Origin of the sequence: Virgibacillus sp. Bac332, from assembly GCF_003667785.1 — a bacterium.
Taxonomy (GTDB): Bacteria; Bacillota; Bacilli; order Bacillales; family Amphibacillaceae; genus Virgibacillus; species Virgibacillus salarius.
This window is the reverse complement of sequence record NZ_CP033046.1, coordinates 2,088,085-2,102,903: the sequence shown is the minus strand read 5'-3', so window position 1 is coordinate 2,102,903 and position 14,819 is coordinate 2,088,085. Positions and strand designations below refer to the sequence as shown.

14 protein-coding genes are annotated in these 14,819 nt (G+C 36.6%); 7 read left to right on the top strand and 7 right to left on the bottom strand.

The window, feature by feature from the left end:
- Nucleotides 1-365: 365 nt before the first annotated feature.
- Nucleotides 366-1,661: a phytoene desaturase family protein gene (locus tag D9782_RS10085; protein ID WP_121604690.1), complete on the top strand. Its 1,296-nt coding sequence runs from the start codon at nt 366-368 to the stop codon at nt 1,659-1,661.
- The gene (locus tag D9782_RS10080) at nt 1,651-2,538 is read left to right on the top strand and encodes an RNA polymerase sigma-70 factor (RefSeq protein WP_121604689.1); all 888 of its coding nucleotides are present in this window, start codon (nt 1,651-1,653) and stop codon (nt 2,536-2,538) included. The genes D9782_RS10085 and D9782_RS10080 overlap by 11 nt, the downstream gene beginning before the upstream one ends.
- A 279-nt stretch (nt 2,539-2,817) precedes the next feature.
- Here the strand turns inward: D9782_RS10080 and D9782_RS10075 are convergent, their stop codons facing one another.
- From D9782_RS10075 to D9782_RS10065, 3 genes are all read right to left on the bottom strand, one after another.
- The gene (locus D9782_RS10075; RefSeq protein WP_121604688.1) at nt 2,818-3,402 is read right to left on the bottom strand and encodes a class I SAM-dependent methyltransferase; all 585 of its coding nucleotides are present in this window, start codon (nt 3,400-3,402) and stop codon (nt 2,818-2,820) included.
- 184 nt (nt 3,403-3,586) lie between these two features.
- Entirely contained in the window at nt 3,587-4,486 is a 900-nt protein-coding gene (locus D9782_RS10070; protein WP_121604687.1) for an NAD(P)/FAD-dependent oxidoreductase, read from the bottom strand.
- Nucleotides 4,487-5,314: 828 nt separating this feature from the next.
- Complete coding sequence (locus tag D9782_RS10065) at nt 5,315-5,896, bottom strand: DJ-1/PfpI family protein (protein WP_026679976.1); 582 nt, start codon at nt 5,894-5,896, stop codon at nt 5,315-5,317.
- A gap of 141 nt (nt 5,897-6,037) precedes the next feature.
- On the opposite strand from D9782_RS10065, the gene D9782_RS10060 reads away from it, so the two are divergent.
- Nucleotides 6,038-6,454, top strand: coding sequence for an Lrp/AsnC family transcriptional regulator (locus D9782_RS10060; RefSeq protein ID WP_026679977.1), 417 nt, complete (start codon nt 6,038-6,040; stop codon nt 6,452-6,454).
- 354 nt (nt 6,455-6,808) lie between these two features.
- Nucleotides 6,809-7,240: an Rrf2 family transcriptional regulator gene (locus D9782_RS10055; protein ID WP_121604686.1), complete on the top strand. Its 432-nt coding sequence runs from the start codon at nt 6,809-6,811 to the stop codon at nt 7,238-7,240.
- 377 nt (nt 7,241-7,617) lie between these two features.
- Here D9782_RS10055 and hflX read toward each other — a convergent pair whose 3' ends face one another.
- Nucleotides 7,618-8,895 (bottom strand): GTPase HflX, encoded by a 1,278-nt coding sequence (gene hflX, locus D9782_RS10050; protein WP_371413996.1) that lies wholly within the window; start codon nt 8,893-8,895, stop codon nt 7,618-7,620.
- A gap of 564 nt (nt 8,896-9,459) precedes the next feature.
- Here hflX and D9782_RS10045 point away from each other — a divergent pair.
- The 3 genes from D9782_RS10045 to D9782_RS10040 all read left to right on the top strand — a co-directional run bounded on the left by D9782_RS10045 (nt 9,460) and on the right by D9782_RS10040 (nt 11,263).
- On the top strand, nt 9,460-9,711 hold the full coding sequence (locus tag D9782_RS10045) for a hypothetical protein (protein ID WP_121604684.1): 252 nt from the start codon (nt 9,460-9,462) through the stop codon (nt 9,709-9,711).
- Between the two features lie 388 nt (nt 9,712-10,099).
- Complete coding sequence (locus D9782_RS22865; RefSeq protein WP_162986371.1) at nt 10,100-10,237, top strand: hypothetical protein; 138 nt, start codon at nt 10,100-10,102, stop codon at nt 10,235-10,237.
- Between the two features lie 51 nt (nt 10,238-10,288).
- Nucleotides 10,289-11,263 (top strand): trypsin-like serine peptidase, encoded by a 975-nt coding sequence (locus D9782_RS10040; RefSeq protein WP_026679981.1) that lies wholly within the window; start codon nt 10,289-10,291, stop codon nt 11,261-11,263.
- Between the two features lie 91 nt (nt 11,264-11,354).
- Here D9782_RS10040 and D9782_RS10035 read toward each other — a convergent pair whose 3' ends face one another.
- From D9782_RS10035 to D9782_RS10025, 3 genes are all read right to left on the bottom strand, one after another.
- Nucleotides 11,355-11,798, bottom strand: coding sequence for a GNAT family N-acetyltransferase (locus tag D9782_RS10035; RefSeq protein ID WP_162986370.1), 444 nt, complete (start codon nt 11,796-11,798; stop codon nt 11,355-11,357).
- 138 nt (nt 11,799-11,936) lie between these two features.
- The gene (locus D9782_RS10030; protein ID WP_121604682.1) at nt 11,937-13,028 is read right to left on the bottom strand and encodes a metallophosphoesterase; all 1,092 of its coding nucleotides are present in this window, start codon (nt 13,026-13,028) and stop codon (nt 11,937-11,939) included.
- A 61-nt stretch (nt 13,029-13,089) separates the two neighbouring features.
- A complete protein-coding gene (locus tag D9782_RS10025) occupies nt 13,090-14,784 on the bottom strand; it encodes an IS1182 family transposase (RefSeq protein WP_121604681.1) in 1,695 nt (564 codons plus the stop codon).
- Between the last annotated feature and the right edge of the window lie 35 nt (nt 14,785-14,819).

The following is a 14,819-nucleotide window of genomic DNA, read 5'->3' as shown; positions in this document are numbered from 1 at the left end:
GGATTACTTAAATACTACTTATTCATACCATATTACATTGCAACACTTAAAATCAATCTGTTTTTTGTCACTACGCAGTATCATTCTAATCCGCTTACGAATAAAACAACAAATTACTCTCTGTCACAAATATCTCTTCATTATCGTCTTGAATTATAAGGTGATACTTCAATCCGTGGGAATTTTTTTATCTCCTACGAATGGTTAGTACCACAAGGGTATGGCCTAAAGGCCCTAGAACTAATCGGACATTTAGCTGGCAGCTGTTCCCACACTTATCCATATTGGTTTCACTTTATTGCTTGAAAGTAAAGGCTTACTGCCAGTTATATGCGGGATAAAAAGAGATAATAGGAGGTTATTTCATGGTTCAAAAATGGGATGTTGTTATTGTTGGAGGAGGATTAGCAGGCTACGTAGCGGCCAATTTTTTAGCTAAAACACCTTTGAACGTGTTACTGTTAGAGAAAGCAAAGCAGGTTGGAGGACGTGCAAGAACAGATATAATCAATCATCAATTATTTAATTTAGGCCCTCATGCTCTTTATAAAAAAGGAATGGCCCGAACTATATTAGAGGAATTAAACATTACGCTTGAAGGAAACACGCCAAAACTAGGTGGTATCTTAATTGAAAATAATACGAAATATGTAGCGCCATTCTCCCCACTTGGACTCTTCAAGACCACTTTTTTGAATTGGAAAGAGCGCAAGGAATGGGTGTCTATATTGATAAAAATAAAAAATTCCAACCGTGATGAATTAGACACCAAGACTTTCCACGAATGGGTTCACCAATCTACCAATTCAGAGAAAGTCCGCTCATTACTTTATATTATAGGCAGATTAGCAACATACTGCCATGCTCCTCATAAAGTTAGCGCATATGTTGTTATCTCTCATATCCAGTATGCTATAGGAGGTGTCACTTATTTAGATGGCGGATGGCAAACAATGATTGATCAACTTCATAATCAAGCAGTTATCTCAGGAGTGGAAATCCAAACAAAGTCAAACATGAAGCAAATTGTCAAAAATAAATCTGATCAATTTCAGTTAACGCTGTCCAATGGGGATTGTCTTCAAACGAAACACGTACTCTATACAGGAGCACCAGATAATTTAAACAACGTAATAGCCGAATCATTCCCCTATCTCCAAAGAAATTTCCTAGAAGAAATCGTACCCGTAAAAGCTGCAACTTTAGATGTTGCATTAGAGAAACTCCCTAAGCCAAAACAATTATTTGCTATGGGAATAACAACCCCCTACTATTATTCTGTTCATTCAAAATATGCTAGGCTTTCCCAAAGTGGACAGTGTACAATCCTTCACGTTCTTAAATACCATCATCCAGATGAAAGGTTATTTGGGAGACAAGAGCAAACTCACCTTGAAGCGTTCTTAAACAAAATACAACCAGGCTGGCAAGAATATGAAGTGGCACGTAGGTTTCTACCGCAAATAACCGTGAATTACCGTCTACCTCAAGTTGGGGAAAGGAAAAATTTCTGCCAATCTGAAACTCATATTTCCGGGTTATTTATTGCTGGTGACTGGGCATCACCAGATTCTATACTATCAGAGGGTGCTGTTGAGAGTGGAAAACAAGCAGCCATTGAAATTATGCAAAAAGAAGGAAGGTCATCTCATGCAACTTAATAATGAAGCGTATCGACTCTATCAACCTTTGTTATTTTCATTAGGTTACCGAATGCTAGGTTCAGTTGTAGATACGGAGGACATTGTACAGGAAACCTTCCTACGTGCCTATCAAATCAAAGATCAGAAGATTGAAAACAAAAAAGCTTATCTTTGTAAAATGATGACCAACCGTTGTCTGGATTTTTTAAAATCTGCAAAAAAAAGACGAGAAGTGTATATTGGGCCATGGAACCCTGAGCCTTTATTCTTTTTTAGTGACATGCACGATCACCCCTCAGAAGCTCTACTACAAAAAGAAGGATTAAGTATTGCTTATTTACGAATGATGGAACAGCTGTCTCCTCACGAACGAGCCGTTTTACTATTGCGTGAGGTATTTGACTTTTCTTATCGAGAGATTTCTACCATCGTAGAAAAGACGGAGGATAACTGCAGAAAACTATATAGCCGTTCAAAGCAAAAAATCTCAATTGTAGAGAACGAAAGCTTACATTATGAGAGAAATAAAGACGTTGTCAACCGTTTTCTCAAAGCCTTCCACATACAAAATACGAGTGAACTGCTTGAGCTAGTATCGGATAAAGTTACCTTGTATTCAGATGGTGGAGGGAAAGTCAAAGCCGCTGTTCGTCCAATTCGAACACGTACGAAGGTTTTAGCATTTTTAATTGGTATAAGAAAAAAGACCGCAGAAGACTATTACTACGAAATCAGAAGCGTTAATGGCCAGCCCTCTCTCATCAATTATATGAATGGTACCATTCATAGTACGGTCAGTTTCTATATTCTTCATCGTACAATTAAAGAAATTTATATAACGATGAATCCTGATAAATTGAAACTTCAATCCGCAGGGGTTTTGTTTACCCGCTGATTGGTAGTACCACAAAGGTATGACCTAAAGGCATCACTCTATTCCCAAAGCGTGCAAACCTAATACTTTACAAATTCCAAACAAAAATCTGCCCTAGAAGCAAGCTTTCCCATGGGCAGATTTTTTGAAGATTACTATCAGCGTGTAAAGATCTATCGAACATTTATACTTAATGATCACACTTCCATAATACGCGACGCGATTTAACGGACATGTCTTATTTAAATACTTTAAATATCTTTAATATCTATAATTAATCCAAAAAAATATATAAGCAGGTTATTTTCTGGCAATAAAGACATATAAAGAGTCTGTTGGAAAGAATTTTTGTATTATATCCATTCCAGCATTTGTTATTTCTTGTTCCATTATTGATGAGGAAATTCTCGGTGGACCATCATTAACATGATCTAGCTTCTCTATTTCAACACATACAAAATAACCAGATTCTTTAAGGACACGTTTTATTTCCTGCAACGTTTTGGATATCGTTTTCGTCTCATGTAATACTAATGAAGCAAGGACAATGCCTATAGAATCATTTGATAGTCGAATATGATCAATGTCCGCTTGCATAGGCTTAATATTTGTAAGGTTCTCCTCTTGCGCTTTAGTATTTATAATTTCTAGCATATTTGGATCTCTATCTAGTGCGTATACAGGGCTGTCAACCGCTTTAGCTGCTGGAATTGTTAAATATCCAGTTCCTGCACCTAAATCTAATATTGTATCCGTTCTCGTCATTGGGAGTAAATTCAACAGCTTTTCTGGAGGTAGGTCCTCCCTCCTTTTAGATCCATCTAAAAATTCTATTTTTCTTGTGAAATTTTCCTTTTCTTTCGAATTACATTTGTGTTCCTTCATTCATAGCCTCCTTTATATAACACTTAATACAAAATCATCAGCAATCCCATATTGACAAAGCTTATAAAGTGAAATGTCAACCAGTTGGTTTTTTGTTTATCCCCCGCTTACCAATTTTGGATTCTCTTTGGGGTATTACTGCTAGTTATATGTGAAAGAAAACTAATTTGCTGACAATGCTGCTTTAGAAGTCTTCTTCCATTAACGCTGCATTGACTCCTAATGCAGCTTTACTACCTTCTGCTGCAGCAATAATTAATTGAGTTGCCCCAGCTAATAACGTGTCCCCGCTTGCATATACACCTTCCACATTTGTTCTTCCAAAGCGATCTACTTTTATCCCTCCTTGATCGTTGAATTCACAGTCTAAGTCTCGACCAATGGATGACGCTTGTTCCCATTCTGGTGTAACAAATCCTCCTTCTCGTGTAATGCTCTCACCACCAGCAAAGGTAATCCCTTTTAAATACCCATGATCCCCTTGCAATGAGGTAATTTCTTGCTCATATATGATAATGCCCTTGCTGTTTAATTGATTTTTTTGTTCCACCGAAAGGATTTGCTTGCCATTTGTACATACAATCAGATCTTTACTCCAATTAAAGACCACTTTAGCCATATGGAAAGCTCTGTTATTTTCAGCTATTAGAGCCAATGGTCGATCCCTTAATTCCCAACCATCACAAAATGGACAACTAAATATACTGGTGCCATAAAACTGATTTACTTGAGCTATATTGGGTAAGGTTTCTTTCAGTCCAGTCGCTAAAATAATCTTTTTAGCTTTGTAAACCTCGCCGTCATCTGCTTTGATTGTGAATACCTGTTTATCTTTATCCACCTGTAAAACACGTTGTTTTTTGATGATAACATTTGGATACTTACTTAATTCCTCTCGTGCAATTTGTTTGAACTCTAACGGATGAATACCGTCCCGTGTGATAAAGCCATGGGACTCGTTCGTAACGGCGTTTCTCGGTTTATTATCATCAAATAAAATCGTTTTGCGCTTAGACCTTCCAAGCATCAGTGAGGCATTAAGCCCAGCTGGACCTCCGCCGATAACAATACAGTCTAACAGCATCTAAATCATCCCCATTCCCTTTTTATGATTATTTCTTGACCAACAAACAAATAGCTACGAATTTAGCTTTAATTCTTCTGATCATTAGCTGTGTAGTTCACAGCTTCTTTTACCCCCTCCATTAAACCTATTATAGATATATAATATCTATAATTTGTATTATATACTAGCACGCCATTAAATGAAACGCAAACGAATTTTTCATCTAGGATGAAATTAAAATCGTTATCCCCAAAGCCGAATAATAAAATAAATGTTCATACGAGGTGCAGTCAAAATACGTAGACTTTTTGACAAAGAAGATCGCTTCTCAAGGCCTTCCTTATCCTACGGGAAAAGTCCAGTTGAAGATCTCGCAGAAATGATCTTTGCTTTCCCAAGAACCTAAAACCGTGCCCCGGAAAGAAAGCTCTTTCCACGAGCACGGCCACAGCTAACTTGGTAAAGAAAAACACGTTACCACGTGAATCTTCGGACTCGTACTGTTCCCGCGGGAGTTTCGCTTATTTCAGGTGCTAAAGGAATGATTCTAATCAAAAAACGAAAAGATAATTAATTTCAACTAAATTATCTTTTCGTTTTTTATTGTTTCTTCGTTCTTTTGTCTCAGCCTCTTCAACTTGTAAATAAAACCTTGGTTTACTACAATCTTTTTTGTATATGAGCAGGCGAACGCCCAAGTCTTCTCGTGCAAACCACACTGTGGGGGCTGGAATCGCCCGTTTTTCCGCAGAAGTTTTCTATTATTCGCTGCCCTAAACTGAAAAGAAGCTTCTTGATGTTAATACACTGTTCCCGAAAGATATGTTTCTCTGTATACTGGAGAGATTAATAACCCATTCGTTCTTTAATTCTCGCTGCATTAGATTTAGAGGTCAACATCTCTAATAATATGAACGCCACCTCTATGGCAGTTCCTGGATTAGATGAAGTAATTATATTTTCATTAACGACAATTCGATCCTTGGATACCTGTACACCATATGTAGCTAATTGCGCTAATCGTTTGCTAGTTGGAAAATTATACGTAGTAGCCTGACGATTGTGTAAAATCCCACTATGCGCAAGTGCTAAAGAAGCTACACAAATAGCGGCAATGGGTTTTTGATGTGCATTAAAATGTTGTATTATTTCTTGAAATGTTTTACTAAAAGCATCGACATAAAAATTCGCTTCTTCAAAGCCTCCAGGAATTGCTAATGCATCAAATTCAGTTAAATCAATTTCTTCAACTAGCTTTTCTGGTGTAACCTGAAAATTCCATGTTGCTTGCAGCGTTGGATGAAGCCCGACTGAAGTAACGGCTGTCGATCCATCACCTTCTAATTGATTCCAACCAAGTACATCTGTAAAAACACTTGCTTCGTAAGCCTCAAAGCCATCTGCAAGTAATAATAATACCTTTTTCATAAGAAGTCCCTCCTTTATTTCTTCACTTAAGTTTAATTAATTTCCATGACTACTTAAATAGATATTGAACGGTATTTAGTTGAATTTTCCTTTGTTTTAGTGGATAATTTAATTAAATACTTTATATAATTAGGAGAATTTATGGACCACATCGATTATGAAATTTTAAAGCAGCTCGAGCAGAATGCAAAAATGACCACAAAACAAGTCGCTGCTCATGTACATCTATCTGCACCTGCAGTAGCTGAGCGCATTAAAAAACTCGAAGATCAACAAATTATTACAGGCTATCAAACATCGATTGATGTAAACAAGCTTAATCGTTCCATTATTGCGCTTGTATTATTTAAATCCAACGACTGTAAGAGGCTGGCACAATTTTGCTACAACCATCCTGATGTACTGGAATGCTACCGAGTTGCCGGTGAAATCAGCTATATTGCTAAAGTAGCAACACAATCAGTAGAAACCCTTGAAAAATTTATTGATCAATCTATGACATATGGGACACCATCTACAAATATTGTAATGTCTGAGCAAAAAAATTCAGTTTTATAAGATGGTACACACATTCCTACTTTTCTATATAAACAAATGCTTGGCTACAACATTAAAATCTTAAAGATGTTTAGAATAAAGTGGAACTCCAGTCAGCTGGAGTTTTGTATATCTCTCCACTGATTATTCGTACCACAAGGGTATGACCTAAAGGTCTTTGAACCAATCAGACATTTATTGGCAGTCGAACCCGCACTTATCCTTATTGGTTGACTTTATTAGGCTTACCGCCAGTTATATGTGACATAAATTTGGAATAGTGCATGTTGAGGAGCATCCATTTTAATGGTACGATTAAAATCACTTGTAGATAATGAAACTCTATAATAACTACAATATGCACAGGAGGAAACAATGAAATATTCGAAGGCTACAAATTATGCATTACACACAATCGTATATTTACTCCTCTTACCTAGGGGTAGCACAATCGGCGTTCAGCCCTTAGCAGAAATACAAAAGCTTTCTCCGAGCTATCTTTCGAAGATCTTAACCAAGCTTGCTAAAGGTGGGCTCATCGAGTCAACTCCAGGTGTCAATGGTGGATATAAAATTTCTAAGCCAAAAAACGAAATCTCATTTCTCGATGTCATTAGAACAATTGAAGGTCATTCAAGTCTATTTCATTGCTCGTTAAATCATCAAGAAGATTGTCTAATCGAAAATGTGATGATGAAAGCAGAACAAAACATGAATAGCGAATTAGACCAAACGTACCTCATTGATATTGCCAATAAAGCAAATGATGAAATGGTTCGTTATATAAATGAACGAGCTAATAAATAATTTTGCAACCATAAATAAAGTAAACCTTCAATCAATTGGGGATATTGTTTATCCCGACGATTGTTAACGGAACCCATTGATTAGACATTTACTGGCAGTCGACCTCCCACTTATCCATATTGGTTTCACTTTATTGCTTGAAGTCGAGGGTATTATTGCCAGTTATATGCTCGATAAATGAAGTTAGGAAGCTCTAACTATGGTTTAGGATTGGTTCGTTCCTCTTGCTAGCACTATCGGATCTCACCAAAGGATTCTGCGTTACTTCCATAGATAGCGTAGTTCGTTGTTCTCTAGAACCTACTCCACTTCCTACGATTAATAGGTAAAGTCATCGTCAAATGACTTTACCCATCTTTAATCTTAATATGTTTCTCTTAAACACGTTCGGGATTACCGTTTTGCGAGATAATATACTGCTGGTACCGCGTGATATAAGCCTGCGTACATTCTACTGTTAAGCGTGTGCCATTTTCTTCATAGTTCGTAGTGATCACATTTGCCTGTTCGTTTAGATTTGCTACGACCTGCCCCTGATCAAATGGAATAAGCATCTCGCATTGGATTAAATCTTTAAAGATCTCCCGATTAATTACTTCTATTAATTCATGAATACCAACCCTTTGCTTTGCTGAAAGAGATACCTTATTCTCCTCTACTACTGGTATGTCTACGTCGATTATATCTCCTTTATTTAAAGCATAAATAATCGGAACGTTTTCAACACCTAAGCTCAATAGTGTTTGCTTCGTAACCTCCATTAAATTTTCATGATTCGGTTCGGAATAATCAACGACATGAATAATTAAATCAGCTTCTACCACTTCCTCTAAAGTAGAACGGAATGCCTTTACCAAATGATGAGGGAGTTTACTAACAAAACCTACTGTATCTGTCAGCAGAAAGGATTTGTTAGCAGGCATAGGAATCTTCCTTACCGATGTTTCCAATGTCGCAAATAGCATATCTTTTTCAAAAACCTGTTTATTTGAAGAGGGGTTAAACTGTTCAACCATAGCATTCATAATAGTTGATTTTCCAGCGTTCGTATAGCCGACTAAGGACACAACTGGAAGACCACTTTGTTGACGCTTCCTCCGCTGTATGCCTCGCTGAGCCACTAACTCCTCTAGCTCTTTATTTAACACTGCAATTTTCTCTTCAATCTTACGACGGTCAAGCTCAAGCTTTGTTTCTCCAGACCCTCTATTATTTAATCCCACTCCGCCACCTTGTCTACCTAAATCTTCATTCTGACCAATTAGGCGTGGGAGCATGTACTCAAGTCTTGCCACTTCCACTTGTAGCTGTGCTTCTCTTGTTTTGGCCCGTTCTGCAAAAATATCTAGAATTAACATCGTACGGTCACTAACGACTATTCCCAGCTTTTCCTCAAGAACACGTATTTGAGATGCTGTCAACTCATCATTAACAATAATCACCTCTGCATCCTTCCTCTGGATCAGTTCATGCAATTCTTCGATTTTTCCTTTCCCAAGATAATGCGCTTTATGAATACGAGCTAACTTCTGCGTTAGCTCTCCCACTACTTCGATATGACGTGCAGCGGCCAGTCCTGCTAATTCCTCCATAGAATACGCAAAACCCTCCGATTGATTTTTAATATCTACACCTACATTAATTGCTTTTTTCATATTAACATTCCCTTCCATTCTCTCTTAAAATTAAAAATCACAGGTCTTCTACCTGTGATGGAAAAGTAAATGGATGGAATCAAAAAATGCATAAATCCTTATTGGCTCGTTTCACACAAAAAATACAATTCACCCACAATAGTAAATATTGTATGAACAGTCAAGGTCAAGAAAGCTATTTAATTTGCATGTACTGACTATTTTTTAATACAACAAAAAGAGGGTTGAATCGTCCCCTCTTTGGCAAAAACACCGTATAACAAAGGCTTCCTTAAAAATAGACAGACCCATTCCATTTACTCCACACACAAGCAGAGTCTTTGACCATATTCAGTTAACGGTTCAAAGCTTGGAAACGTAGTCTGATAATATACACAAGGAAAACCTCCGTTCATTTAAGTTAACTTTATTATACAGATGAAATGTAAATACTTCAAGCGTTTACAAAATATTCTGGATGCCCCCCCATTTTAATAGCTATTTTCATTTACAAAGTAACTACTTACAAATCACTATCAATTCGTGTACGATTACTATAAGCAGCTCTCAAAGGAGGATGTAACCATGAAGCAAAAAAATTGGATAGGAGTGCTGTTATTTTCTACAGGTATTATAGTCAGCTTTTTCTTAAGTTTTCAGGCATTTAAGGATACATACCACATCGTTTCCTTCTATTCTAACGGGAAACGTGATTATGCAATTGATTGGGGGAATTTCGTACAGCGGGTTATTCCTGCTATTGTCATAGGCTTCATCTTTATCGGACTATCTGAAGTTATCAAATTACTGGATAAAATTAACAGAAGAAGGAGCTAATCCTAAACAAATGGTGAATAATAAAGTGAAACTTTAATCCGTGTGGGTTTTTGTTTATCCCACACGTATAGTTCGTACCACAAGGGTATGACCTAAAAGCCTTTGAACCAATCGGACATTTACTGACAGTCGATCCACCACTTATCCATATTGCTTGGAGCGGGGGCTTGCTGCCAGTTATATGTGAGATAGATTTATACATGATACCATCTCTTCCTGGAATGGTAAAAAACTCTTTGTTCTAAATCAATATATATTGCATAGTGTATAGAGTGTGTGAAATAAAAACAGTTAGAGAAATGAAAAAAGTTGTCCCATTCTATCTAATAAAGTAAAATTTCAATCCTTGGGGGTTTTGTTTATCTCACACGAATGATTCTTACCACAAATGTATGACCTAAAGGCCTTTGAACCAATCAGCCATTTACTAGCAGGTAACAATAGTTGTTTTTTATTGCTTGAATCAGGGATTTTACTACCAGTTATATGTGGGATAAAACCAAAGATAGAAAAAGATTCAACATAGGATTCTACACTATTCTGTTTCATGTTACAGTAAATAAAAGGAGATGAAAAAATGAAGAATCTGAAGTGGGTACTGTTTTGTCTTATCACAAGCATCGTGATTGTTCTTTGCCTCGGAACTACAACTATATTTGCTAATTCGAATGAAACGTCTTCAAAAGACACTACATCAAAAAAGGCTCCTGATTTACCATCTACTCAAGAATCTACAGAAATTGATCCTGCTGGATATTGGACAGAGGAAAAAATGAAAAATGCTACTCCTGCAGATGAAAAGCTTCCTAAAGAAAACAAACCAGCCCCAAACGAATATGATAATACTGAAAGCGAGAAACCTGGTAATGCATCCGATCCAGTTGGACCAAAGCATGCGACTATAAATGTAGTCGTTCCCTCGACAGCTGGCAAAGTATTTTTTTCCTATCAAGGAAATGATTATGTATGTTCCGCTTCAGCAATCAATAGCGATGCCAAGAACCTTATCATTACTGCTGGACACTGTGTTCATGGCGGAAGTGGGGAAGGTTGGCATTCTAATATTGCTTTTGCTCCAGCTTATTATGATGGGGATTTACCGTATGGACTATGGAATTGGCAAGAGGCACGCACTTTCAATGGTTGGATAAACGATAGTAACTTTAGTTATGATCAAGCATTTGTTACTGTTAGACCGAGTAACGGAGAAAACCTAATCCATGTAGTCGGAGGAAATGGTCTTTCTTATGGCTATAGTCCAGAACAACAGAATGTTCGTATTTTCGGCTGGCCAGCAGAGGATCCGTATGATGGTGAAAGACCATATTATTGTGATGGTGACACATATAAACGCCTGTTTAGTAGTGATGCTTATATGAATTGTGATATGAATGGTGGTGCAAGTGGTGGCCCATGGTTAAGAGAAATCATAGATGAGGACCTCGGATATGTTTTCGCAGTCACATCACGAAGATCTACCTCTGGAACACCTCGTTTGTATGCAACTCCAAATTCACAAGCAGTAAAGGATATGTTTGATTTAATGGATTAAGCGATAACATTTTCAAAAAAAGAATATTCCTATAAAAGAAGTGGAACACACTTTTGTTCCACTTCTTTAGGTATTAAGCTATCTTCCCCAATTAACTACGTACATCATAGTGGCAATTATATCTGGTTATATTTGCAAATTTTTGTTGCTGATTAACAATCGCAAAACCATTTTTGAGGTAAAAGCCTAGAGCATCATCATCCGTTTCTACAGTGATAATGGACGGCTTTAATTCCTCCATCATGTAAGCAATCATTGTACTGCCAATACCAGACTTTTGCAGATTTGCTCGAACTGCTATATCTTTAATAACTGCGTGACATGTATCTTCATCATAGCTTACAATAATGACTCCCACCATGTGCCGATCGTCTCTATAGCCAAATGCTAGTATCGTAGGTTCATTTATATATCGACGTACTCTAGCGGCTAGCTTTTCCTGGGTAGGCATGTATACACTTTCCTTCAATATTTCTAGTACCTCAGATTCTTCCAGCTCTTCTTTTATACCATGAAAGCTAGTAATTACAGTCACCATCCCTTTTATATCGATTGTTTTTCATAACCAATAGCGGATTCCTATAAGGTTATACTTCCTCGATAACAGGGTTCGGTTTTTTCTGTGTTTCAAACACCGTTCCCCCCCCACCTCAACCTTTTTCATTTTACCGTTTCAGGAATATAAACATTGCTTCGGTATCCAGCCAATTTCTCCATTATCGTTTTTAATTAAGGTATAGCCTGAACAATCATTATTGATAACCTTTATGATTTCACCTTGCTGAACAGATAAAAAAGTTGTACTTATATCATTATTACTTATTAGTTGATTGTTATTTCTCGTAATGAACTCATTCTTTACCCACTGTGTTATTCCAAGTTCTATATTTTTGCAATGTGTAAAGAATGGCTCCTCTTTAATTATTTCAAGCTCATAATTCGGATATGTAACAGTGCCTACTCTAGCCGTTGTGTCTTGATGAGATTGTTGAATCATTGCCATTTCTTGTAGTTCATCTACAAATGTAAAAGAAATTTGCTCTCCATCCACCACTAAAGCATTAAGCTGTCCTTCGCGTTTAATTTGATTCCCACCATCAATAGCTATGATTCGTTTATCTAAATCAATTAATGGATTATTTGAACATATCGATTGCGTTGTGTGATTCACGACTGGCCAATGTCCAACAATAACTGTTTTATCCGCACGGTGTCCCTTTTCATAAAAAGCAGGCATAGACAAAGCATTTTCTATAGTCGTAGACTGCCAATTGGGAATATCCTCAATCCCAGCATGAATAATGATAAAATGCTCTGTTTCATAAGCGATGGGAAGAGCTTCTAACCAATCAATTTCATTTTTATAATGCGTACGATAAAATTTACTCAGATCCTTAAGACTATGAAAATCAGCTAGTGATTTATCTTGTTTTTTCAGCATTTCGTTTAAGATTGAATTTGGTTGCTTCTTCATATAATTTTTAATGCCTTCGACTTCATTAAATACATAGTTTATTAATATATCACAATTACCTTTTGTTACATATACACGTTCCAATTGAGCCGTTAAGGAAGTGAGAAAATCGATTACGCCTAGACTGTCTGCTCCCTTTTCACACATATCTCCATTAATAAACAGATAATCTTCTGGCGTATATGCTATTTTATCTAATAATTTCTGCAACAACTGTAAATTCCCGTGAATATCTGATATAACGATCATTCTCCTATTTTTATCGAGTGCTAACTTGCTTGCATTCATCATTTTTGTAATCCCATATTCTAGCTAATCACAGGTTTTTGTATTTTGATTTATCATTAGTGTATCATATTCTATGTAGCAAGCATCTGCAAAAAAAGAATGGGGCTGGGACATAACTAGCCTGGAGAAGTAAAAAAGAGATTCCAGTTATCAAAAATAGATAGCTGGAATCTTTTTCATTATCATAAATACATGAATTTTGTGTTATAGCGGTGTACTTTCTTAAGTTCACCGCCATAAAGGCAAATCCTAATTCATTTTCCACTTTCGAATTGCCTCTCACCGACATTCGAGTGAAACGCAAATTGGCCTTCAAAAATCCGAAGACAGGTTCTACATCTATTTTTCGTTTACCATAGATTTTTCCTGTTTCTTCTTTTGAAAGCTGCTCTCTTATATATGCTTTTTGCTGTTCCCATTGAGCATTGTAATAAATCTTTCGATTCCCTTTTGCTTTGGTACAATGAACGCGTAATGGACATCCCGAACAATCTTCACATTCATAGACACGAAAGGTTCGTTTAAATCCGGCTTTATCTGTTCGATTCGATAGATATTGAAAAGGTACTTTCTTTCCATTTGGACAAGTAAAAAAGTCTCCGTCTGAATCGTAGTCCCAGTTGAATACATGGAAAGGATTTGTTTTATATTTCTTTTTCTTTTCCATCCGATAGGAATTATAAGTAATCAGTGGCGTTCTTTTTCTATGAAGTACATTACTGTAATTTTGTTCACTACCGTAACCTGCGTCGGCGACAATATGCTCGGGCAATTGAAAGTACCTATCTTCAATACTATCGAGAAAAGGAATAAACGTGCGAGTATCCGTAGGATTTGGAAATACATCGTAGGCTAATGTGTATTGACCTTCGGTCGCAATTTGTACATTATAACCTGCTTTAAGTTGACCATTTTTCATATAGTCATCTTTCATTCGCATAAAAGTGGCATCATGATCTGTCTTAGAATAACTATTGCGATCGCCTAAGATTGCCATATCTTTTTGATATTTGTGTTTACGAGCTTCAAAATCTTGGAATTGTTTACGGTATTGCTTGGGTTCTTTTCGTTCGGAACGAAGTTGTTTGCGTTCTTTTGCTTCTTTGCTTTCTTCGATTGCTTTATCATATTTTTCTACTTTTTCATCTAGCTTTTTAACCACTTCACTGAGTTCTTCCTTTGAAAGTTCATCGGAACTTTCCCTTTCTATTTCAGGAATAATTTCTTTTTCCAGTAATTCCTCATACATTTGATTCGACTTCTCTATTAAATCGGTGCTGTATTTTTCAATGGATTTTTTCCATACAAAGGTAAACTTATTGGCATTTGCCTCTATTTTCGTACCATCAATAAAAATAGCCTCTTCTTCAATCGCCTTCTCTTCAACAAGTTGACAACGAAATAAGACAAAACACTGACGTAATAATTCTTTTACTTCGGAATGAACACGAAAACGATTAATGGTACGATAACTTGGTTCATAGCCTTGTGCTAACCACATCATACGTACACTGTCTTTGATTAATCCCTCTATTTTTCTGCCAGAAAAAACAGACTGTGTATAGGCACATAAGATAATCTTCATCATCATGCGTGGATGGTATGCAGGACAACCTGTTTCACGCAAAAATCCCACAAATGATTCCTCTGGGATATGTTCTACAATATGGTTAACCGCATAGGCGATATCATTTTCTTGTAATTTCATTTCAAAATCTAAAGGCAAAACGACTTGATTCATGGTATAATGTTTAAACATAAAGGATACCTCTTTTCTAAGTTTTTGTGTAGTTA

Coding starts and splice junctions, on each gene's coding strand:
- D9782_RS10030 (WP_121604682.1), bottom strand. CDS start 13,028: ATGATGAATGCAAGCAAGTTAGCACTCGATAAAAATAGGAGAATGATC.
- D9782_RS10075 (WP_121604688.1), bottom strand. CDS start 3,402: ATGAAGGAACACAAATGTAATTCGAAAGAAAAGGAAAATTTCACAAGA.
- D9782_RS22865 (WP_162986371.1), top strand. CDS start 10,100: ATGTATGACCTAAAGGCCTTTGAACCAATCAGCCATTTACTAGCAGGT.
- D9782_RS10055 (WP_121604686.1), top strand. CDS start 6,809: ATGAAATATTCGAAGGCTACAAATTATGCATTACACACAATCGTATAT.
- D9782_RS10040 (WP_026679981.1), top strand. CDS start 10,289: ATGAAGAATCTGAAGTGGGTACTGTTTTGTCTTATCACAAGCATCGTG.
- D9782_RS10065 (WP_026679976.1), bottom strand. CDS start 5,896: ATGAAAAAGGTATTATTATTACTTGCAGATGGCTTTGAGGCTTACGAA.
- D9782_RS10045 (WP_121604684.1), top strand. CDS start 9,460: ATGAAGCAAAAAAATTGGATAGGAGTGCTGTTATTTTCTACAGGTATT.
- D9782_RS10085 (WP_121604690.1), top strand. CDS start 366: ATGGTTCAAAAATGGGATGTTGTTATTGTTGGAGGAGGATTAGCAGGC.
- D9782_RS10025 (WP_121604681.1), bottom strand. CDS start 14,784: ATGTTTAAACATTATACCATGAATCAAGTCGTTTTGCCTTTAGATTTT.
- D9782_RS10060 (WP_026679977.1), top strand. CDS start 6,038: ATGGACCACATCGATTATGAAATTTTAAAGCAGCTCGAGCAGAATGCA.
- D9782_RS10070 (WP_121604687.1), bottom strand. CDS start 4,486: ATGCTGTTAGACTGTATTGTTATCGGCGGAGGTCCAGCTGGGCTTAAT.
- D9782_RS10080 (WP_121604689.1), top strand. CDS start 1,651: ATGCAACTTAATAATGAAGCGTATCGACTCTATCAACCTTTGTTATTT.
- hflX (WP_371413996.1), bottom strand. CDS start 8,895: ATGAAAAAAGCAATTAATGTAGGTGTAGATATTAAAAATCAATCGGAG.